This is a genomic window from Kitasatospora sp. NPDC040550 (genome assembly GCF_055594965.1).
Genome location: NZ_JBVIWC010000001.1, coordinates 606,021 through 626,570, shown reverse-complemented (window position 1 = coordinate 626,570; position 20,550 = coordinate 606,021). Strand labels below are relative to the sequence as shown.

Here is a 20,550-nt window from a genome sequence, read left to right as displayed (position 1 = left end):
ACAACGTGACAACCTGCGGTCTGGGGGGCCAGCTGGAGGGCCGGAGGTTGGAACTGGGGGGGGGGAGGGGGGTTGGGGGGGGGGGCGGTTGCCGTCACCCGCGCGTCGCGCTACCCCTGGCAGGTGGCCCGGTTCGCGGCGGTTCGAACCGCCGGGGCCCCGCCGTCCGTGGTACCGGCTGAGGCCGGGCGACGAACCGGCGTGGACGGACGAGGGAGGACCGCAGCGATGGCCTGGTACCAGGGGCCGAGCCGGATCACGGTGACGGCGGTGGAGGGCGAGTGGCCGCAGCGGGCGGTGGTGACCGTCCGGGGTGCCGCCCCGGTGGAGATCCCGGCGACGGTCGGCGCGGTCCACCTGGTGGCGGCCGACAGCTGGCAGCTGGCGCTGGAGCACCGCTACGGCTCCGAGTGGTGCCCCAACATCCGTGCCGTGCAGGGGCGTTGGCAGGAGGTCCGGGGCGTGCTGACGCAGTCCGTGCACAGCCGCAACCGCGACCGGGCGGGCGACCGCCGGGACCGCAACCTGGTGCTGCGGATCGAGCGGGTCGAGCCGGACGGCGGCGCACCCGCGCCTGCGGCCGGGCCGGCGCCGTCGGCGGCACGCCGCACCACGGCTTCCGGCACGGCGGCGCCCATGGCCGCGGGCGTACGGACGGCTGCCGCCACCACGGCTGCCCCCACCGCCCCGGCCCGCCCCACCACCTCGGCCCGCCCCACCACCTCGGCGGCTCCGGCTGCCGCCCCCGCCACGGCGACCGCCTCCGCCGCCGTACCAGGCCTACCCGGCCGTCCGCCCGCGCCGTACCGGCCGTCCCGGGGCGTCTGAGCGCGCGCCCGGCACGGCGGCCCGCACTGCGCCGGCCGTTCCTTCACCCGCTTCACCTGCCGGGTCATCCGCCCCTGCGCGGCGGCGAGTTCGCGTGCGTGCTCCCAGAGGGCGCGGGCCTCGGCGGTCCGCCCCCGGTCGTACAGCACCTGCCCCATGACGACCGCGAAGTCGAACTCGGCATGGGCTGGTTGCCCTGGGCGCGGCCGAGCTCCAGGGCGCGGTGGATCCGCTCGACCGCCTCCTCGGAGCTGGCGAGCGCGCTCAGCACCTGGGCGTGGGTCTTGGTGGCCCTGGAGCGCGGCCCCGGCGGTGGACGGCGGGGCGTGCTCCCCGTCCGTCCCCGGCCCCGCTCATCGGTTGCCTTCCGCTCGCTGCTCCTCCGCAGGCCGGTCCGTCAGCCGGTGGTCTCGACGGTCAGGGGCGCTTCGGAGCGCAGCCCGCGCAGCCCGTGCAGCCCACGCAGGACCGCGGCCCCGGCGATCAGTTCGGCGGCCGTGATCGAGTAGACCGAGCCGCGCTCGAACACGGCCGCGTGGTACGGGACCGGGTCCGTCGGCATCATCGTGAGCAGGACGACGGCGCACGCCAGCCCGACGGTGCCGCACCCGAGTACGGCCCAACCGGGCCGGCGGGCCCGGCCGCTGCGCACCAGGTGCCCGCCCACCACCACCGCGAGCAGGTTGCCGCCGATGATCGCCATGCCCGCGCCCAGGCCGTGCCAGGCCATCGACCCGTCCCGGTCCGCCTCCGGCGAACCGTGCACCAGGCCGACCAGGACGATCCCCGCCCCGTGGACCACGGCCAGGACCAGGTACGCCCAGCGCAGCCGCCCCGGCAGCAGGTGTTGCAGGACGAGGGCCGCGGCGATGAACAGCAGACCCTGCGCGATGAACCCGGCGTTCATCACCGCGTTCAGCGGCGAACAGATCGTCCGGCCCTGCAACGCGCCGCCGCAGGAGGGTACGCCCAGGTCGCTGATGAAGTTGTGCGCGTAGTCATAGGCCGGGTCCCGCCAGGCGGACGCTGCCATGGCTTCGGCGACCACGTACTGGACCGCCGCGACCACGAGCGCCACCGCACCCGACTTCCACGCGACCGCCCTGACCTCGTCGTCGATCGCCATCCTCGAGAGCCTTCCGTGCCGGGCTCGACGGAGGTCCCGAGCCGGGACCACGATCCTGGCGCACGGAGCGGTAGTTGCCGTGCCGACACCACGCACCGGTTCCCCGACGTCCGACTTCCCTCACGTCCCGACTTTCCTCACGTCCGGACTTTCCTCACGTCCCGACTTTCCCGATTCCCGGCGACGGCGCCTTCCGGGCGATTGACTGGGGGGATGGGCGAGACGCCGATCGGACGGGCGGACGACACGGAACCGCAGGGCGACGGCGAAGGAGAGGTGACCTCGATGACCGTGCGGGAACGCCCCGTCGTCGTGACCGGGTCGGGTGGTGTGCGGGGCGTCGTGGAGGGCGGCGTGGCCGCGTTCCGCGGCATTCCGTACGCGGCCTCCCCGGTGGGGGAGCGGCGCTTCGCCGCCCCCGGACCGCACCCGGGCTGGTCGGGTGTCCGGGACGCCGCCCGCCCGGGGCCGTCCGCACCCCAGGGGCCGTCCCGGCTCGAAGCGGTGATGGGGCGGCGGGCCCCCGACTGGGACGAGGACGGCTGCCTCACCCTCAACGTGTGGTCGCCGGGCCCGTCGGCCGAGGGGGCCGCCCCGGGCGGGCGCCCGGTCCTGGTCTGGTTCCACGGCGGCGGGTTCAGCAGCGGATCCGGCGGCTGGGACTGGTACGACGGCCGGCACCTCGCCGCCGCCGGGGGCCTCGTCGTCGTCACCGCCAACTACCGTGTCGGACCGCTCGGTTACCTCCACCTCCCGGAGTTCGGCAGCGACAACCTCGGGATGCGCGACCAGACCGCCGCCCTCGCCTGGGTGCGGGACAACATCGCCGGCTTCGGCGGGGACCCGGAACTCCTCACCGTCGGCGGCCAGTCCGCCGGCGCCTACTCCGCCCTCCACCTCGCCCTCGCACCGGAGACCGGCCCGTGGATCGCGCGGGTCGTCACCCAGAGCGGCCCGTTCGGCCTCCCCCCGCAGGACCCCGGCGAAGCGGCCGACCACGCCCGACGCTTCCTCGGGATCCTCGGCCTGGACCGCGGGCCGGATCCGCTGGCCGCGCTGCGCGCCGTCCGGCCCGGGCAGCTGCTCGCCGCCTACGGGCAACTCGCCCGGGACGTCGCCCGCCCGGGCAAGGTCGCTCCGCCGATGTACCCCGTCCTCGGCGGCCACGGCCTGCCGGTGCCCTGGCAGCGGGCCCTGGCCGACGGCCGCCTGGACGGCAAGCAGCTGCTGACCGGCACCACCAGGGACGAGATGACGGCGTTCTACGCCTTCGACCCGGCGGTCCGCTCCGCCTCCACCGAGCGGGCCCGGTCGATCGCGGCGGCCCTGGCCGAGGGCGGCGCCGAACGGTACGACCGCGCCGCCGCCACCGCCGCTGCCCGGACGCCGGGAGCGACACCGGGCGAGGTCCTCACCGAGGTCGCCACCGGGCTCCAGTTCCACGACGGCACCCGCACCATCGCCGACCACCACGCCGGGGCCGGCCACCCCACCTACGTCTACCGCTTCGACCGCACCCCGGCCCCGGACCCGGCCCGCCTGGGCGCCACCCACTGCGCCGAACTCCCCTTCCTCTTCGCCACCTTCGACGCCTACCCCGACAGCCCCATGCTCGGCGAGGCCACCGCCGCCGCTCGCACCCTCGGCCACGAGTTCTGCCACGCCGTGGCCACCTTCGCCGCCACCGGCCGGCCCGCCGGGCACTGGCCCCCGTACGCCCCCGCCGACCCGGCCACCGTTCGGCACTTCGGCTGACCCCGGACCACCGGACCACCGGACCACCGGACCACCGGACCGTCCCCGACTCCTCTGAGGTCGGGGGCGGGTCGGCACGCGTGCCGAGGTCGCGCACCCGCGCGGCCCCGACGCAGAGCGCAGCCATGGCTCCGTGAGCGCGCCGGCAGCGCCCCCCGGCTACCGGCCGCTCCCGGTCAGGTGCGGTCCGCCCCGGGGGCGTCGAGGAGGTCGGCCACCAGGCGGTGGGCGTAGGCGGCGTCGAGGCCGGACGGGCGGAAGAGGATGCGGTACATCATCGGGGCGACGACCCGGTCCATGGTCGTTTCGACGTCGGGGGCGGGCTCGCCCCGGTCGGTCGCGCGGGTGAGGACGGCGTCGATCTGCCCGGCCGCGTAGGCGGAGCACTGGCCGGCGTTGCTGCCGTCCGGGTCGCCGAGCAGCGCGTCGCGGGTGTAGGCGCGGCCTGCGGTGGAGGCCATCTCGTCGAGGAACTGTTCGGCCCAGGCGGTGAGGTCGGAGCGCAGGTCGCCGTGGTCGGCCGGTTCGCCGTCGGGGCGCAGCCGTTCGACCGCGACGTCCGAGAGCAGTTCGGCGAGGTCGCCCCAGCGGCGGTAGATCGTGGAGGGGGTGACGTCGGCGCGCTGGGCGACCAGGGGGACGGTGAGCGCGTCCCGGCCGACCTCGGTCAGGAGTTCGCGGACGGCGGAGTGCACCGCGGCCTGGACCCGGGCGCTGCGTCCGCCGGGGCGCACCATCTGCTTGCGGCTCATGACACCACTTTAAAGCACAGTTCTTGCGTTTAGAGGGTGTCCGGAGCGCCTGGAACGCCTGGAACGTCCGGAGCGCGCGGGCCGTGCGCCGGGCTCAGGCGACCGGCGCGAGCGCCCGGGCCGGCTGCGTCCGCTCGTAGGCGTGGCCCACCCGCAGCAGCGTCCGCTCGCCGAGGGGGTGTCCGAGCAGTTGCATCCCGATGGGCAGCCCCGTCGTGTCATGGCCGACCGGGAGGGAGAGGGCGGGCACCCCGGTGATGTTCGCCGGGGCGGAGAGGCGGACGTAGGCGTCGGAGACGCCCTCGACCGTGCCGTCGGGCCAGGTGACGGTCGCCTGGCCGACCCGGGCCGCGGTCATCGGGACGGTCGGGGCGGCGATCACGTCGACCTGCTCCAGGACGCGGGCCCATTCGCCGCGCATCAGGGTCCGGGCGCGTTGGGCGCGCAGGTAGTCGCCGGCGCCGAGCAGCTCGCCGGCCTCCAGGAGGATCCGCACGTCCGCCCCGTACAGCTCGGGGACGGTGCGCAGGGTGCGCGCGTGGTAGGCGGTGGCTTCCGGCACCATCAGGCCCCACTGGGTGGCCTGGAGGTAGCGGGTCAGCGGGATGTCGACCTCGACGAGCCGGGCGCCGAGCTCCGCCAGGTGGCCGACGGCCCGGTGGACGGCGGCCGACACCTCCGCGTCGACGTGGTCGAAGTAGTGGTTGTTCGGGACGCCGACGCGCACGCCCGTCAGGTCCGCGGCCCGGGCCCGGTCCCGCTCCGGCCGGTGGTCGACGGCGGGGGCGTCCAGCGAGGCGGGGTCGCGCGGGTCGTGACCGGCGAGGGCGGTCAGGACCAGGGCCGCGTCCTCGACGGTGCGGGTGATCGGTCCGACGTGGTCGAGGGACCAGGACAGCGAGGTGACGCCGTGCCGGGGCACCAGGCCGTACGTCGGCTTGAGGCCGACCACGCCGTTGAGCGCGGCGGGCACCCGGATCGAGCCGCCGGTGTCGGTGCCGAGCGCGAAGGTCGCCGCCCCGGCGGCCACCGCGACGGCGGACCCGCCGCTGGAGCCGCCGGCGACCCGGGCGGCGTCCCAGGCGTTGCCGGTCTGCGGGGTGGTCAGGCCGTAGGCGAACTCGTGGGTGTGGGTCTTGCCGACCAGGACGGCGCCGGCGGCCCGCAGCCGGGCGGCGACGGTGCTGTCGGCGGTCGCGCGGTGGTCGGCCCGGACCCGGGAGCTGGCCGTGGTGGGCAGGCCGGCGACGTCGATCAGGTCCTTGAGCCCGACCGGGACGCCGTGCAGCGGCCCCCGGTGGTGGCCCCGGGCGATCTCCCGCTCGGCCGCGTGGGCTGCGGCGCGGGCCTGCTCCGCGGTGACCGTGACATAGGCCCCGACCTGCGGCTCCACCCGGTCGATGCGGTCGAGGACGGAGTCGACCAGTTCGACGGGGGACAGGCGCCGCTCCCGGATCTGCTCGGCGGCGTCGGCGAGGGTCAGCTCATGCGGCTGCATCGTTCTGCTCCACTTCCTGGGTGCCTGCGTGCTGGGCGCCTGCGTTCGGGGTGCCTGCGTGCTGGGTGCCTGCGTTCGGGGTGTCTGCGTGCTGGGCCCCTGCGTGCTCTCGCGTCCTGCCCGTGTTCTCCTGCTGCGTCGCGCGGTAGGCGTTGCCGGGCGGGGTGTCCCCGAAGTCCAGTTCGCGCAGGACGGCGACGACGGAGCGGATGTGGTCGGCGGTGGCCGCGACCTCGGCGTGGCGGTCGTCGGGCAGTGGGAGTCCGGCCAGGGCGGCCCAGCGGGCGGCCTCGGGCGGTGTGAGTGCGGGTGAGGACATGGAGGATCCCTCTTCCGGTCGGGCGGGGACGGCGAAGCGCCCCGCTAAAAGCTAACGGCTTGCGTTAGTGCGACTGTAGGTTCTATCGTCACTTAACGCAAACACATTGCTTTTACGGGAGGGAGTCCCATGTCCGGCCCGCTGTCCGGTCCCGTGCCCGGCGTCATGTCCGGTGTCACGTCCGGTGTCACGTCCGGCACTTCGGCGCACAGCCCGCTCCGGGCCGACCGCGCCCACCGGAGGAACCGCGCGGCGACCTTCGCCCTCGACGCGTCGGTCCTGGTGGCCCTCCTGGCCGCGTCCAGCGCCCCGACGCCGCTGTACCCCCTCTACCAGGACCGCTGGGGCCTCTCCGCGCTCGCCGTCACGGTGGTGTTCGCCGCGTACTCCCTGGCCCTGCTGTCGGCCCTGCTCACCACCGGCGCGCTCTCCGACCACCTGGGACGGCGCCCCGTACTGGCCGGCGCACTCGTCGCGGAGGCCGCCTCGATGCTGCTCCTGGCCTCGGCGGACGGCGCCGGCACCCTGACCGCGGCCCGCCTCCTGCAAGGGGCGGCGACCGGCGTGGCCACCAGTGCCGCCGGCGCGGCCCTCCTCGACCTGGCGGACCCCCGGCACCCCGGACGCTCCGCCCTGACCAACACCATCGCCCCCGTCGCCGGCATGGCCGCCGGCGTCCTCGGCTCCACCCTCCTCGTCCACTTCGCCCCGGCCCCCACCGTCACCGTCTACGTGCTGCTGGCCGTGCTCTTCGCGGCCCAGGCGATCGCCGTCGCCTTCACCGCCGAGACGGTCCGCCGCCACCCGGGCGCGCTGCGGTCGCTGCGCCCGCGACTCGCCCTCCCGCTCGCCGCGCGCCGCACCCTACTGACCGCCGGCACCGCCGTCGTCGCCGTCTGGGCACTGGGCGGCTTCTACTCCTCCCTCGGCCCGGCCCTGGTACGCCTGGTCGCCCCCGAGGCCCCGCAGGCGGCCCGCGGCATGGTCTTCTTCACCCTCAGCGCCACCGCGACCCTCACCGTGTGGGCCCTGCGCCACGCCGACCCCCGCACCACCGTCACCGTCGGCTGCCTGGCCGTCCTGCCGGCCGCGCCCCTCACCCTGGCCGGACTGCACGGCGCCGGAGCCCCCGCCGTCTACGGCGGCGCGGCCCTGGCCGGCGCGGCCTTCGGCGCCGTCTCCCAAGGGACGCTGCGCCTCCTCCTCGCCCCGCTCGCCGAACAGGACCGCGCCGCGACCCTCGCCGCCTACTACGTCCTCAGCTACCTCTCCATGAGCCTGCCCGCCATCGCCGCGGGCGCCGCCACCCGGCAGTACGGGCTCGGGGCCACCTCCCACGCCTACGCCGCCGTCGCCGCCCTGCTCGCCGTGGCGGCCCTCGCGGCCCTCGCGGTGTCACGGCGCCGGGCGGACGCGGCCCGGACCCCGGCCGACCACCTCGGCTGACGAACACCCCACTGACGAACACCCGTTGAAGCGCAAAGGAAACGACAGACCATGCAGTCCTCCCCCTCCACCTCCCCCTCCTGGACCGTCGGCGACCTCACCGTCCACCGCATCGACGAGGTCCCGCTGCCGCCGGCGACCGGTCCGTGGCTGCTGCCCGACGCCACCCCCGAGGTGGTGGCCGGCCACGACTGGCTGCGCCCCGACTTCGCCGGCCCGGACGGTGTCCTCCACCTCGACAGCCACAGCTTCGCGTTCGTCGTGGACGGGCTGCGGGTGCTGGTCGACACCGGCATCGGCAACGGCAAGCAGCGGGCCAACCCGGCCTGGCACGACCTGCGCACCGACTACCTGGAGCGCCTCACCGCGGCCGGGTTCGCGCCGGAGACCGTCGACCTGGTGGTCCTCACCCACCTGCACGCCGACCACGTCGGCTGGAACACCCGGTGGGAGGACGGCGCGTGGGTGCCGACCTTCCCCGCCGCCCGCTACCTGACCGCCCGCGCCGAACGGGAGTTCTGGGCCGGGTACGACATGGACGAGGCCCGCGCGCAGATGTTCCGCGACTCGGTCCTCCCGGTCGAGCGGGCCGGACTGCTCGACCTGGTCGACGTCCCGGCCGAGGGCGTGCAGGTCGTCCCGGGCCTGCGGCTGATCCCCACCCCCGGCCACACCCCCGGGCACATCGCCGTCGAACTGGCCGACGGCGGCGAGACCGCGCTGATCACCGGCGACTGCGTGCACCACCCGGTGCAGCTCGCCCACCCCGCGATCGGCGCCTGCGTCGACATCGAGCCCGAGCGCTCCGAGGCCACCCGCCGCGCCCTGCTCGCCTCCCTCGCCGGCACCGACGCCCTGCTGCTGGGCACCCACTTCGCCCCGCCCACCGCCGGCCGGGTCGTCGCCCACGGCGACGCCTACCGACTCCGGCCCGTCCCCGCGACCTGACCGGCGGCCTGACCGGCGGACGTGACCCGGCCGACGGAGCGGTTGTGCGCGGCGGGGCCCGGGGCGCAGCGGGCTGGTCGCCCTGCCCGCCGGGTGGCACGGTCAGCGCAGGGAACGGATCGCCGGGCTGGTGGCGACCAGGGCGGCGCAGGTGAGGACGGCGCCGCCGGAGGCCAGGAACAGCGTGGTCGTGCCGTACGGGAGCAGGGCTCCGGCCAGGACGTACGAGAACGGGTCGAACGCCACCGTGGCCAGGACGACCAGGCTGAGCACCCGGCCCAGCAGGTGCTCGGGGACCCGCTCCTGGAGGGTGGCCACGACGACCACGCCGAGGAAGCCGGAGCCGAGGCCGATGAGCGAGGCCACGGCCGTCGCGGTGAGGACCTGGGTGACGGCGGCGAGGCCGACCATGCCCGCGCCGATCGCGGCGACGCCGCCGACCACCGTCCGGCCGCGCCGGGTCGGCGGTCGCCAGCCGGCCGCCAGTGAGCCGGCCAGCGAGCCGGCGCCGAAGCCGGAGAGCACGATGCCCAGGGCGCCCGCGCCGCCGAGGCGTTGGTCGGCGAGCACGGCGCCGCCCACCAGGACGGGGCCGACGACGGCGAGGTTGATCAGGGCGACGGCCGCGAGCATGCCCCGGACCACGGGCTCGCGCCAGGCGTACCCCAGCCCGGCGGTGAGGTCGCGCAGGCTGCCGGGCTCATCGCCGTCGCGGTCGCGGTCGCGGTCGCGGTCGCCGTCGCCAGCGCCATCGCCGTCGCCGTCGCCATCGCCGTCGCCGTCCGGGGCGGCCTCCGCTCCGGGGCCGCCGGCCCGCCGGACCACCCGGGCGAGGGTGCTGAAAGCGGCGGCGGCCAGGGCCGCCATCGCCGTGATCCCGCCGAGGGTGGCGGGGAAGCCGGCCGCGGCGATGCAGCCGGCGGCCACCGCCGGGCCGACCAGGTCGCCTGCCGACTCCGCGCCCTGCACCAGCCCGTTGACCCGGGAGAGCTGCTCGGTCGGCACGACGGCGGGCAGCAGCGCCAGCGCCGCCGGGAAGTACGCGGCGTCGGCGGCGCCGAGCAGGCCGCCGAGCAGCGCGACGGTGGTCAGCGACGGCGCGCCGAAGGTGACCAGGGCGCCGAGGGTGAGCAGTACGGCGACCCGGAGCCAGGCGGCGGCGACCACCACCCGGTCGGGGCCGAGACGGTCGACCAGTACTCCGGCGGGCGGCAGCAGCACCGCCCGGGGCAGTGCCACGGCCACCAGGACGAACCCGGTGGCGAGGCCGGGCTCCGCCAGGTCGAGCACGAAGAGGGTGAGCCACACGATGAACAGGGCGTCGGTCACGGCCGCCAGGCCCTGGCCGACGACCAGGCGCCGCAGGTGCGACCGGCCGAGCCGGCCGCCGGGCCCGCCGACCGGCACCGTGGACACCATGGATGGACACCTCCGTTCGCGGTGGTCGGTGGGGGTCAGGCGATGTGGGTGCCCCCGTCGACGGTGAGGGTGGTGCCGGTGATGTAGGACGCCGCGTCGGAGACCAGGAAGACCAGCGCCGCCGCGAGCTCCTCCGGCCGTCCGAGGCGGCCCGCGAGCACCCGTGGCAGCACCGCCTCCAGGTAGCCCTCGGTGTAGCCGTCGGTCATCGGGGAGGGGAAGAGGCCCGGGGCGAGGGCGTTCACCCGGATGCCCCGGCCGGGGGTCCACTGCTGGGCGAGGTCGCGGGTGAGCCCGAGCAGCCCGGCCTTGGAGGCCGAGTAGGCGGCCTGCGGCAGCCCGCCGGTGACCAGGGCCAGGATGCTGGAGACGTTGACGACGGCACTGCCGGGCCGCATCACCGCGCCGGCGGCCTGGGCCATCCAGTAGGCGCCGTTGAGGTTGGTGTCGACGACCTCGCGGAACTGCTCCGGCGTCTCCTCCTCCGCCGGGTGTTCGCTGCTGATCCCGGCGTTGTTGACGAGGACGTCCAGTCGCCCGAAGGCGCGCACGGTGGCGTCGACCAGGGCGCGGCAGTCGGCCGGCTCGGTGACGTCGGTCCGCACGGCGAGGGCCCGGCGGCCGAGCTGCTCGACGGTTGCGCGCACCGCCTCCAGCCGCTCGGCGCGCCGGGCGGCGAGCACGAGGTCGGCGCCGGCCTCGGCCAGCGCGGTCGCGAAGGCGACGCCCAGGCCGGAGGAGGCACCGGTGACCACGGCGACGCGGCCGTCCAGCCGGAAGCGGTCGAGGACGGTCCCGGCGGGCCTTCCGACGGGCGTCCGAGGGGGCGTTCCGGGGGCGGTCACCGGTGGCCGGCGACGTAGTCCACCGCGTCGCCGACGGTCCGCAGCTCCCTGACCCGGTCGTCGGGGATCTTCACCTCGAACCTGTCCTCCACCGCCACGGCGATCTCCATCATGGCCAGGGAGTCGACGTCGAGGTCGTCGGCGAAGGAGGTCTCGGCGCTCACGTCGGCGGAGTCGACACCGAGGACCTCCTCGACGATCTCGGCGATGGCGGTGAGGATGTCGTCGTTGCTCATCACGGGGTTCCTCCCTGAGGGGGCGGGGTCGGCGGGCGGGGCCGGCGGGCGGGCCGAGCCGGGGCGGTCAGACCCCGAGGCGCCGGCGGTAGTCGACGAGGGTGCGCAGGAAGCCGTCCAACTGCTCCTCGGTGTGGCCCGCGTGCGGGAACAGGCGCAGCAGCGCCTGGTTGCGCGCGACCGCCGGGTAGGAGAAGACGGGCACGAGATAGCCGTCCTCGGCGAACCACTCCCGCATCTGCAGGGCGGCGGCGTCGTTCCCGATCGGCACCGAGAGCATGTACGACTCGGTCGGCGTCGTCGCCGTACCGGCCTCGTGCATCCGCCGGCGCAGGCGGGCGGCATGGGCCAGGTAGTTGTCGACGATCCGGGGATCTCCGGCCAGGGCGGCGATCGTGCGCTCGGCCGCGTGGGCGGTCGGCGGCTGGATGGCGGCCGTGAACATCGAGGTCCCGGAGAGGAGTTCGAAGGCGTCGACGGCCGCCGCCGGACCGGCGATCGCACCGCCCTCCAGGCCGACGGCCTTCGACAGCGACACCATCACGAAGTCGGCCCGTTCCCGGATCGCGGCCGCCTCCCGGGCGTACGGGCGGTGCTCCGGCCCGTAGACCATGAAGCCGTTCGCGTCGTCGATCATGCTGACGGCGCCGTGCCGGTCGCACTCGTCGAGGATCTCCACGATCGGCCCCATCGTGCCGTCGGCCGAGTAGATGCTCTCGGCGATCACCACGGTCTTGCGGGCGCGGACCCGGCCCAGGATGCGGGCCAGGTCGGCGACGTCGTTGTGCCGGAAGGCGTGGACGTGGCGGCCGTACGCCAGCCCCTGGAGGCCCTTCCAGATGCTCCAGTGGACGTCCCGGTCGACGACGAAGACGGTGTCGTGGTTGCGGACCTCGATCCCGTCGTCGAAGTGCGCGGAACTGCTCATGGCGTGGACGAAGCCGATGTTGGCCAGCAGCCCGGTGGCGAAGCTGATGGCGCGTTCCTTGCCGGTGTGCCGGGCGATCGTCTCCTCCAGCACCTGGTGCGGGCGGCAGATCCCCTGGGTCATCCGGGAGCCGCTGGTGCTCAGCCCGTGGGCCAGCGCCCCCTCGGCGAAGTGGCGCCGCACCGGGAGGTGGCGCTCCAGGTCGAGGAAGCTGATGCTGGCGAAGTTCACCAGCTCGCGGCCGTTGCGGACGATGGTCGGCCCGACCGGGCCGTCCACCACCGGCGGGCGGTACGCCGTGTCGTGGGTGTTGGCCTCGACGAAGGCGGCGAAGGCCCACGGGGCCAGGCGGTCCACGGACGGTGCGGTGCTGCGGGGCGCGGTCATGCTGAGGTTCCTCCTGCACGGTGGGCGCGGGGCGGCAGGGGCGGTACGGGCGGTGGTGGCGGTGCCGTTGGCGGTCCGGGCGGTCCGGGCGGTCCGGGCTCCAGGGCGGCGGCGAGGTGGCCGAGCGAGGCCGTCCCGGCCAGCTCGTCCGAGGCGATCCCGGTGAAGCCGGACCGGCGGAGCAGCGCCAGCAGCGGCGGGACGGCGACCAGGGTGAGGCCGTGGTCGGCCAGACAGCGGTTCAGGTCCACGGCGTCCGGGTCGCCGGGTCCACCGGTCGCGGCGGCCGCTACGGCGGCGGCCAGCGCCCGTTCGGCGGCCGTGACGGGCGGGCGGCGCGGGACCCGCAGCGCTTCCGTGCGGGTCGTGGTGGTGGCGCCGGCCCCGGCCGGGGACAGCACGTAGCGGCCCGGGGCCAGCAGGCCGGGTACCTCGTCGAGGTGGTCCAGCACGTGGCGGTGCAGGGCCTCCGGGGTGACCCCGGGGGCGGTGCGGGCGCGGGCGACGAGGTGCGGCTCCTCGTCCGCCCCTGTCACCTCCCCGCCGGGCGCCACCGTCACATCGAGCACTCCGGGACAGTCGCGCAGCACCGCCGCGACCGCGGCCGGGCGCACCCAGCCCTGCGGGGCGCGCCACCACCCGGGGGCGGCCGGTGCGGTCGGGCGCGCCGGGACGGCGCACTCGGCGCCGTCGGCCGCCGCGTGCAGCAGGGCGCACAGCCGGACGGGCAGGGCCGCGGCCTGCCCGGCGTCGAGCAGGTGGTCCCCGACGGTGACGTCGAGGGTGACGGCTCCCGCGTCGAGGGCGAGGTCGACGTAGAGCGTGTCGCAGGGTTCGTCGGGCGCGCTGCGGAGCCAGCCGGCCGACCCGTCCGGCGGGGCGCCCGGCGCCGGGGCCGGGGCCGCAGGGTCGAGGTACCCGGGCACGAGATAACCGCGCGGCCAGGAGTAGCAGTTGTACTCGATGGTGGGCACGGTCCGGACCCCGCGGCGACGGTCCGTCCGCGCCTGGGCGGCGACCAGTTCGGCGGGGCGCCAGTGGCCGTACCGGTAGGCCGTCGCGGAGGCGGCGGCGACCGAGGCGACCACCTCGCCGAACGCCGCGCCCGGACGGAGGTCGATCTGCACCGGGACGGTCAGGGCCCGGACCCCGACGCTGCTCCGCAGGGCGGCCCGGGCCCGGTTGGAGACCACCACCGAGGCCAGGAAGCGGAGTTCGCCGGTGCGCGCGGCGACGTCGTGGGCCAGCGCCGCCAGCACGACGACCTCCGGGCTGGCCCGGTGGCGCCGGGCGACGCGGTGCAGGTGCCGGTAGGCGCCCACCGAGCGGTGCTGGAGGCGGTGGCGCCCGGCGCCGTCCGCCGACCCGCCGAACGGGGCCAGCACCCCGGTGGGGTTGTCCGCGAGCCGGGTCAGCCACTCCCGCTCCGCCGCGCGGGCCCGCTCCGGCGCCTGGGCGGCGACCGCGTCGAGCGGGTGCGAGGCCGTCCCCAACGGTTGTTCCGTGCCGAGAAGTTGGCCGTGCAGCTGGTCGAGCAGCACGGCCAGCCCCCAGCCGTCGATCAGCACGTGGTGGGCGGCGACCAGTACCGCCCGCGGCTGTCCCGCCGTCAGCAGCACCCGGGCGAGCCAGGGCGGGTTCCGCTCAAGGTCGATCGGGCGGGCGGCCAGTGCGGCGGTGGCGGCGTCCAGGGTGGCGGCGTCGACCACCGGGACGTCCAGGTGGTCGACCGGCAAGGGCGCCCGGTCCGCGCGGTGCACGTGCTGGACCGGGCGCAGCGGATCGACGGTGGTGCGCAGCGCCTCGTGCCGGGCGGCCAGGGCGGCGAGCGCCGCGTGGACGTCGGCGAGGGAGGCCGACGGCGGGACGTGGCAGTGGTCGGCGAGCGGCGTCGGGTTCACCCGTCGTGCCGGGGGCACGGTGCGCTCGAACCAGTGCCACTGCTGGACCCAGGTCAGCGGCCCGCTGCGGGTGACGCCGGGGTCCAGGGCGGCGGGCCCCGTGCTGGCGGGCCCCGTGCTGGCGGGGCCCGTGGTCGCTGGGCTCGGCGGCGGCTCCGGGCGGCGGTTCACGGCCGGGCCTCAGACCGCGCGGACGACGAGGGCCGCGTTGTGGCCGCCGAAGCCGAACGAGTTGCTGAGCGCGATCCGGACGCGCTCGTGGTGCTGTGCCCGGTGCGGCACGAAGTTGATCTCCGGGTCGATCGGTTCGTCGCAGTTGACGGTCGGCGGGACGTCGCCCGTGCGCAGGACCTGGATCGAGGCCACCAGCTCGACCGCCCCGGCGGCACCGATCATGTGCCCGGTCATCGACTTGGTGGAGCTGACCGGGATCCGGGTGACCCGCTCGCCCAGCACCCGGCGCAGCACCGCCGTCTCGGTGGCGTCGTTCAGCAGCGTTCCGGTGCCGTGCGCGTTGACGTAGTCCACGTCCGCCCCGGTGATCCCCGCGTCGCGCAGCGCCGCCTCGACGGCGAGGCACGCGCCCCGCCCCTGCGGGTGCGGGGCGGTCCAGTGATGGGCGTCCGAACTCGCCCCGTAGCCCGCGAGCTCGGCCAGCGCCGTGGCGCCCCGACGCTCGGCCGTCTCGGCGGCCTCCAGGACCAGCACGGCGGCTCCCTCGCTCATCACGAACCCGTCGCGGTGCGCGTCGAACGGCCGGCAGGCCGCCGTCGGGTCGTCGTTGCGCCGGGACAGCGCACGGGCGTTGCCGCTGCCCGCGAGGTCGACGGCCGTGACGCAGGCGTCCGCGCCGCCGGCCAGGACGACGTCGGCCTCGCCGGTGGCGATCATGCGCATCCCCGCGCCGACCGCGTCCGCGCCGCTGGCGCACGCCGTGCTCTGGGCCCGGCTCGGCCCCTGGGCCCCGATGCGCATGCTGATCTCCCCGGCGGCGCTGTCCATGGCGGTCGTGACCTGGGCGAACGGGCTGATCGCCCGCGGCCCCCTGGCGCGCAGGGTGTCGGCGGCCCGGTAGATCGACCCGACCGGGCCGTAGCCGCTGCCGATGACCACGGCGACCCTCGGCGCCAGGCCGTCGTCGACGACCAGCCCGGCGTGCCCGCACGCCTCCAGCGCCGCGGCCAGGGCGTACTGGGCGTACGGGTCGGTGCGGCGGCCGACCGCCGGCGGCATGTAGCGGCCGGGTACGAAGCCGCGGACCTGCCCGCCGATCCGGACGTCCAGACCGGTCACGTCGATCGCGTCCACGGCGGCGATCCCGCTGCGCCCGGCCAGCATCGCCGTCCAGGTCTCCTCGGCGCTGTGGCCGAGCGGGGTCACCGCCCCGTACCCGGTGACGACCACCCGGCGCCGGTACCGGCCGTACCCGGCTCCCGGCGGTGTTCCGGTGCGGGTCATTGGGGCACCACCGCGGCGTCGCGGACGGCCGGGAGGACGTCGTCGGGGGAGACCGGCACCAGGAGCACGGCGGTGCCGCCCCGGGAGCAGAACCGGCGTGCGGTGCGGAGTTCGTCGGTGAGCGCGGCCTTGTCGCGCAGCACCCGGCAGTGGACGTCCGGTGCGTCCACGGCGGGCGGCGGCGAGCCCGGGCGGGTGAAGGCGTGGCGTCCGGCGTCGAGGCCGAGGCGGGCGCGCTGGGCGTCCAGCCAGCCGTAGCCGCCGTTGCACAGCACCACGTACAGCACGCCGCCGTGGCTGCGGGCGGTGGCGGCGATGTCCGCGCGGGCCGCGAGGAAGGCGCCGTCCCCGACGAACGCGGTGACCTCGTGGTCCGGGGCGGCCCGTTTGACCCCGATGGCCGCGGCCGCGCCGAAGCCCAGCGGGGTCTGCTCCGAGGGCACCACCGACCCGCCGCCGACCCGGAAGGGGAAGCCGTAGGACCACATGTCCTGCAGCCCGTTCTCCTGGACCAGCACGCGGGGCCCGTCGGCGGTGGCGTCGAGCGCGGCGAGCAGCTCGGCGACGCGGATCCCCGGCAGGGTCGCCGCGCGGGCCAACTCGGCCGCCACGTCCAGCTCCAGGGCCTTGCGGGCGGTGGCGACCGCGTCCGCCCAGGCGCCGGTCGCCGCCGCGCGCCCGGCCCCGCCGTCCTCCGCCAGCGCGCGCGTCCAGCCGAGCACGGCGTGCCGGGCGTCGCCGAGCACGCGCGGGCCCGGGAACTCGGCCGACAGCCCGGCCGGGTCCAGGTTGACCTGGACCACCGGGACGGACGGCCACGGCTCCCCGCCCTCGACGACCGTCTCCTCCAGCCGGCCGGCGAGCGACACCACCAGGTCGCAGGAGGCCCACAACTCCCGGGCGGGGCGCCCGGCGTAGAGGCCCGCCACGCCGCAGAACAGCGGGTGGCGCTCGTCGACGGCGCCCCGGCCGGAGGCGGTGGTGAACAGCGCCGCGCCGAGGCGGTCGGCGAGGCGCTCGACGGCGCCGCCGCCGTTGCGGTGCCGCATCCCGCCGCCCACCAGCACCACCGGACGCCGGCTCGCCCGGAGCGCGGCCAGGGCCGGCCCCGGCGCCGTCGCCGGTGCGGAGTCGGGACCGGGGTCGGGGAACAGCGGCTCCGGCCGGCCCGGCCGCGCTCCGGGGACGAGCACCTCGGCCGTGCGGACGTCATCGGGCACCTCCAGGTACACCGGCCCGGCCGGTGGCCCCACGGCCCGGGTCAGGGCCGTCACCGTCGCGGGGACGACCCGGTCCGGGTGCCCCACCCGGTGCGCCCAGCGGACCAGCGGCGCCGTCACGGCGACCTGGTCGAGTTCCTGGAACCCGCCACTGCCCCGGCGGCGTTCGGGCGTGCCGGCGGCGAGCACCAGCACGGGCGCACCGGACTCGCGCGCCTCCAGCAGCCCGGTGGCCGCGTGGGTGACGGCCGGGCCCTTGCCCAGCGCGCAGACCGCGAGCCGGCCCGACTGCAGCGCGTACCCGGTGGCCATGTACATCGCGTTGCGCTGGTCGCGGCACGGTACGAGGTCCAGACCGGCGGCGTCGAGGGCGCGCAGCAGCTCCAGGTCGTCGCCGGGCAGCCCGAAGCAGGTGTCCACCCCGTGCGCCACCAGCAGCTCGACGATCGCCGACCACGCGTCCGGGTGCCGCCGGTCCACCCGGCTCACTCCCCGACCGCCGTGACGGGGACGGCCGTCGGGAGGACCCGCGCCACGGCCTGCGACATCAGCAGCGGTTCGGCCCGCCGTTCGCCGCCGTAGCAGAGGTAGTTGGCGCGCAGGCCGAAGCCGCCGAACGGACGGTTGCCGTCCTCGGCGTCGAGCAGGGTGTGGTTGACGCAGGTGCGGTGACGCCTGCTCAGGACCTCCACCGTCGCCGGATCGTTCCCGTACACCATCGCGCCCAGCGCGCGTTCGCCGAAGTAGGGGCTCGCCAGCCGTTCGCGCAGCAGCCGCGCGCTGGGGTAGGCCACCACGTTGAACACCGGGGCGAACATCTCCTCCAGCGGGAGCTTGTCGTCGAAGCCCCAGAGCAGCACGGTCGGTTCGATCTTGCGGGACGGCAGGTCGATGCGCCCGCCGTGCCGGATGCGGCGGGCGTGGCGCACCAGGTAGTCCGAGCAGTCGATCAGCGCCGAGTCGTAGAAGAGGGGGCCGTAGTCGGCGGCCGGGTCGCCGTTCGGACCGAAGCGCAGGGACGCCAGCTCGGCGGACAGCCGGTCGACGAACTCCTCGGCGCGGCCCTTCGGGGCGAACACGACGTCGGGGCCGAAGCAGTCCTGGCCCGAATTGTAGAGCCGGATCCGGGTGACGTCGTGCACGGCGAGTGCGAGATCGGCGTCGGGCGCGATCACGAAGGGGTTGATGCCGTGGCCGAAGAAGAGGAACAGCTGGTCCTCCGCCAGGCCTTCCCGAATGGTCTCGGCATTGGCGTAGTCACCGGTGAAGACGATCAGGTCGGCTTCGCGCACCGGTCCCGTCACGAACTTGCGCTGGCTGAGCCCGGAAAGGGCGATGGGCAGGCCGTGGACCGGCGCCAGCAGATCGTGCAGGCGCTGCATCTGCCCCCGGATTTCGGAGGACGGCCGGAAGGTTATTCTCTCGCTGTAGAGGGACGCCACCAGCATGTAGAGCGCATAGGAATAGAGCGGGATGTTGGAGGGCGTGAAGACCGCCGCCCGGGGCACGCGGCCGGGCCGGACGCGGCGGACCTCCTGCTCCGCGCCGTCGAGGGCGGCGAGGAAGGAGCGGATCTCCGTGGCGGCGGTGCGGTGGGGCGAGATCTCGGTGAGGATCCGCAGCACCGCGTCCTCGTGGTCGGCCACGTACCGGCGCACCGCGCGCAGCGCGTCGACCCGGTCGGGGAAGGGGATGCGGTAGCCGTCCGGGGTGGTGGGCGCGGCGGTGGTGTCGGCGGTCGTCCGGCGCGACGCGGGCAGCGAGGTCATGGCGATCTTCTCCAGAACGGCCCGGTCGGGCTTTCCCGTGTTGGTGAGCGGCAGCGAGGGAAGCACCACGATCTGGTCGGGCTGCTCGTAGCGGGCCAGCAGCGGACGCAACAGCCCTTTCCAGTACGCGGGTTGGTGGCCGTCCGGGTCCTCGATCACGAACACCAGGCGGCAGCCCAGGCGGGCGTCGGGCACGGCGACGACCTCCGTCCGCGCCCCGGCCGCCCCGGCCCGCTCGGCGAGGTGGTCGGGGTAGAGCGTGTGCCCGTCCCGGTGCACGGCGTGCTTGCGCCCGATCGGGAAGACCCGACCGGCGTCGTCGAGCAGCCCGATGTCGCCGGTGCGGTGCACCGCACCGGCGACCGGGACGATCTCGCCGTCCTCGCCGAGCAGACCCGTCATCAGGCCCGGGCTGCGGACCACGAGCTCGCCGAGCCGACCGCCGGGGAGTGGCCTGCCCTCCTCGTCGTGGACCTCGACGACCACCCCCGGCAGCGGGGTGCCGCAGCCGACCGGATCGGCGGGCGGCGCCAGTGCGACGTTCCCCAGCTCCGTCGCCCCGTAGCCGTCGAGCAGGTGCCGGCCCGTGCGGGCGTGGAAGCGGGCCGCCAGGCTGCGGCCCAGCGGCGCGCCGCCCACGCACCAGGCCCGTACCGTCCCCAGCGCGCCCGCCAGCGCGGGGCGGCGGTCGAGCAGGTTGAGCAGGCTGTAGTAGGTCGATGGGGCCGCGTCCACGACGGTGAGGCCGTGCTCCACGCCGGTCGCGAGCGCGTGGTCCAGGCGCGTGCTCGGCCCGTAGACCACCAGCGTGCCCCCGCCCAGCCACCAGCAGAGCACCAGCGAGAGACCGTACTGGTGGGAGTACGGCAGCACGGGCAGGAAGACGTCGTCGGGCCGGTAGCCCATCCGGTCCGCGCTGAGCGCCAGGTTGTCCAGGATCGACCGGCCGGAGCGCACGATGCCCTTGGGGCTGCCCGTCGTGCCCGAGGACCACGAGATCGCGGCGTCCCGCCGCCGGGCCCAGGCCGCGGGATCGGGCTCGGCCGCCGTCACCGCCGCGCTCCGCCGCGCCGCCGTCGCCTCGACCGCGCCGTCGCCGAGGTCGAGCACCACCCGGGCCAGGTCGCGGATCCGCGACCGCTGCGCGGGGGTGGCCCGGTGATCGGCCAGGACCACCGAGGCGTCGAGGTGGACGAGCGCCAGCAGCACGACGACCCATTCCGGCGAATTGGCCCCGCTCAGCATCACCCGCGAACCCGGTCCGACATTTCGGCGGGCCAGAAGTTCGGTGGCACCGAATACCCGGGCCAGGATTTCCTCGGTCTCCCAGATGCGCCCCTCGGGCGATATCAAACGCCTGGAAATGGGCAACGCGTGCTCCTCGGTACCAGGTGGTCGAAAGCGACTATCGCATACCCCGTGAACGGTGTCGAGGGCCACCGTGAAAGCCGTGGCATGTACGGGGCGGGTGAATGCGCGAGTGACGGAAGAGATATTCGGAGATTGGATTATCCAGCGTGGGAATGATTCCAGTCATTTTCCCTTTCCGGCTTCTCCGCCAGGTGTTCGCCAAGGGCCCGGTCCGGGGTCGCGGTCGGGGTGCCGGTCCGGGGTGCCGGCCGGGGGTGGCGGCCCGGGGTGGCGGCCGGGGGTGGCGGCCCGGGGTGGCGGCCGGGGTTCCGGCCCGGGGGTCGGCGCCTTGAAGCGGATTGGTC

Annotated in this window: 15 protein-coding genes and 1 pseudogene; 4 read left to right on the top strand and 12 right to left on the bottom strand. The window is 75.8% G+C overall.

Annotated elements, in window-relative coordinates; genetic code table 11:
- Positions 1-228: 228 nt before the first annotated feature.
- A complete protein-coding gene (locus ACZ58X_RS02800; RefSeq protein WP_470331860.1) occupies positions 229-828 on the top strand; it encodes a hypothetical protein in 600 nt (199 codons plus the stop codon).
- Between the two features lie 397 nt (positions 829-1,225).
- Here ACZ58X_RS02800 and ACZ58X_RS02795 read toward each other — a convergent pair whose 3' ends face one another.
- Entirely contained in the window at positions 1,226-1,954 is a 729-nt protein-coding gene (locus ACZ58X_RS02795) for a DUF998 domain-containing protein (protein WP_470331859.1), read from the bottom strand.
- Positions 1,955-2,167: 213 nt separating this feature from the next.
- Here ACZ58X_RS02795 and ACZ58X_RS02790 point away from each other — a divergent pair, with 213 nt between their 5' ends.
- On the top strand, positions 2,168-3,709 hold the full coding sequence (locus tag ACZ58X_RS02790) for a carboxylesterase/lipase family protein (protein WP_470331858.1): 1,542 nt from the start codon (positions 2,168-2,170) through the stop codon (positions 3,707-3,709).
- A 176-nt stretch (positions 3,710-3,885) separates the two neighbouring features.
- On the opposite strand, the gene ACZ58X_RS02785 is transcribed toward ACZ58X_RS02790, so the two are convergent.
- The 3 genes and pseudogenes from ACZ58X_RS02785 to ACZ58X_RS02775 form a co-directional block, all read right to left on the bottom strand.
- Positions 3,886-4,461, bottom strand: a complete 576-nt coding sequence (locus ACZ58X_RS02785) for a TetR/AcrR family transcriptional regulator (RefSeq protein WP_470331857.1) — start codon at positions 4,459-4,461, stop codon at positions 3,886-3,888.
- Between the two features lie 94 nt (positions 4,462-4,555).
- Complete coding sequence (locus tag ACZ58X_RS02780) at positions 4,556-5,959, bottom strand: amidase (RefSeq protein ID WP_470331856.1); 1,404 nt, start codon at positions 5,957-5,959, stop codon at positions 4,556-4,558.
- Between the two features lie 130 nt (positions 5,960-6,089).
- Positions 6,090-6,278: pseudogene (locus ACZ58X_RS02775) on the bottom strand (hypothetical protein); the annotation flags it as partial.
- Between the two features lie 129 nt (positions 6,279-6,407).
- Here ACZ58X_RS02775 and ACZ58X_RS02770 point away from each other — a divergent pair.
- Entirely contained in the window at positions 6,408-7,724 is a 1,317-nt protein-coding gene (locus ACZ58X_RS02770) for an MFS transporter (RefSeq protein WP_470331855.1), read from the top strand.
- A 51-nt stretch (positions 7,725-7,775) separates the two neighbouring features.
- Positions 7,776-8,672, top strand: a complete 897-nt coding sequence (locus tag ACZ58X_RS02765; protein ID WP_470331854.1) for an MBL fold metallo-hydrolase — start codon at positions 7,776-7,778, stop codon at positions 8,670-8,672.
- A 102-nt stretch (positions 8,673-8,774) separates the two neighbouring features.
- Here ACZ58X_RS02765 and ACZ58X_RS02760 read toward each other — a convergent pair whose 3' ends face one another.
- The 8 genes from ACZ58X_RS02760 to ACZ58X_RS02725 all read right to left on the bottom strand — a co-directional run bounded on the left by ACZ58X_RS02760 (position 8,775) and on the right by ACZ58X_RS02725 (position 20,275).
- The gene (locus ACZ58X_RS02760) at positions 8,775-10,091 is read right to left on the bottom strand and encodes an MFS transporter (RefSeq protein ID WP_470331853.1); all 1,317 of its coding nucleotides are present in this window, start codon (positions 10,089-10,091) and stop codon (positions 8,775-8,777) included.
- A gap of 35 nt (positions 10,092-10,126) precedes the next feature.
- On the bottom strand, positions 10,127-10,936 hold the full coding sequence (locus ACZ58X_RS02755) for an SDR family NAD(P)-dependent oxidoreductase (RefSeq protein ID WP_470331852.1): 810 nt from the start codon (positions 10,934-10,936) through the stop codon (positions 10,127-10,129).
- The gene (locus ACZ58X_RS02750; RefSeq protein ID WP_470331851.1) at positions 10,933-11,172 is read right to left on the bottom strand and encodes an acyl carrier protein; all 240 of its coding nucleotides are present in this window, start codon (positions 11,170-11,172) and stop codon (positions 10,933-10,935) included. The genes ACZ58X_RS02755 and ACZ58X_RS02750 overlap by 4 nt, the downstream gene beginning before the upstream one ends.
- 67 nt (positions 11,173-11,239) lie before the next feature.
- Positions 11,240-12,487 carry an aminotransferase class I/II-fold pyridoxal phosphate-dependent enzyme gene (locus tag ACZ58X_RS02745; protein ID WP_470331850.1) on the bottom strand — a complete coding sequence of 416 codons (1,248 nt, stop codon included), beginning with the start codon at positions 12,485-12,487 and terminating at the stop codon, positions 11,240-11,242.
- On the bottom strand, positions 12,484-14,559 hold the full coding sequence (locus tag ACZ58X_RS02740; RefSeq protein WP_470331849.1) for a condensation domain-containing protein: 2,076 nt from the start codon (positions 14,557-14,559) through the stop codon (positions 12,484-12,486). Before ACZ58X_RS02740 ends, ACZ58X_RS02745 begins: the two co-directional genes overlap by 4 nt.
- A 9-nt stretch (positions 14,560-14,568) precedes the next feature.
- Positions 14,569-15,846: a beta-ketoacyl-ACP synthase II gene (fabF, locus tag ACZ58X_RS02735; protein ID WP_470331848.1), complete on the bottom strand. Its 1,278-nt coding sequence runs from the start codon at positions 15,844-15,846 to the stop codon at positions 14,569-14,571.
- A complete protein-coding gene (locus tag ACZ58X_RS02730) occupies positions 15,843-17,546 on the bottom strand; it encodes a thiamine pyrophosphate-binding protein (protein ID WP_470331847.1) in 1,704 nt (567 codons plus the stop codon). Before ACZ58X_RS02730 ends, fabF begins: the two co-directional genes overlap by 4 nt.
- A 5-nt stretch (positions 17,547-17,551) precedes the next feature.
- Entirely contained in the window at positions 17,552-20,275 is a 2,724-nt protein-coding gene (locus ACZ58X_RS02725; RefSeq protein WP_470331846.1) for an aldehyde dehydrogenase family protein, read from the bottom strand.
- Between the last annotated feature and the right edge of the window lie 275 nt (positions 20,276-20,550).

What these genes read in the sequence shown, in the direction of transcription:
- ACZ58X_RS02800 (WP_470331860.1), top strand. Translation starts at nt 229, where the DNA reads ATGGCCTGGTACCAGGGGCCGAGCCGGATCACGGTGACGGCGGTGGAG.
- ACZ58X_RS02795 (WP_470331859.1), bottom strand. Translation starts at nt 1,954, where the DNA reads ATGGCGATCGACGACGAGGTCAGGGCGGTCGCGTGGAAGTCGGGTGCG.
- ACZ58X_RS02790 (WP_470331858.1), top strand. Translation starts at nt 2,168, where the DNA reads ATGGGCGAGACGCCGATCGGACGGGCGGACGACACGGAACCGCAGGGC.
- ACZ58X_RS02785 (WP_470331857.1), bottom strand. Translation starts at nt 4,461, where the DNA reads ATGAGCCGCAAGCAGATGGTGCGCCCCGGCGGACGCAGCGCCCGGGTC.
- ACZ58X_RS02780 (WP_470331856.1), bottom strand. Translation starts at nt 5,959, where the DNA reads ATGCAGCCGCATGAGCTGACCCTCGCCGACGCCGCCGAGCAGATCCGG.
- ACZ58X_RS02770 (WP_470331855.1), top strand. Translation starts at nt 6,408, where the DNA reads ATGTCCGGCCCGCTGTCCGGTCCCGTGCCCGGCGTCATGTCCGGTGTC.
- ACZ58X_RS02765 (WP_470331854.1), top strand. Translation starts at nt 7,776, where the DNA reads ATGCAGTCCTCCCCCTCCACCTCCCCCTCCTGGACCGTCGGCGACCTC.
- ACZ58X_RS02760 (WP_470331853.1), bottom strand. Translation starts at nt 10,091, where the DNA reads ATGGTGTCCACGGTGCCGGTCGGCGGGCCCGGCGGCCGGCTCGGCCGG.
- ACZ58X_RS02750 (WP_470331851.1), bottom strand. Translation starts at nt 11,172, where the DNA reads ATGAGCAACGACGACATCCTCACCGCCATCGCCGAGATCGTCGAGGAG.
- ACZ58X_RS02745 (WP_470331850.1), bottom strand. Translation starts at nt 12,487, where the DNA reads ATGACCGCGCCCCGCAGCACCGCACCGTCCGTGGACCGCCTGGCCCCG.
- fabF (WP_470331848.1), bottom strand. Translation starts at nt 15,846, where the DNA reads ATGACCCGCACCGGAACACCGCCGGGAGCCGGGTACGGCCGGTACCGG.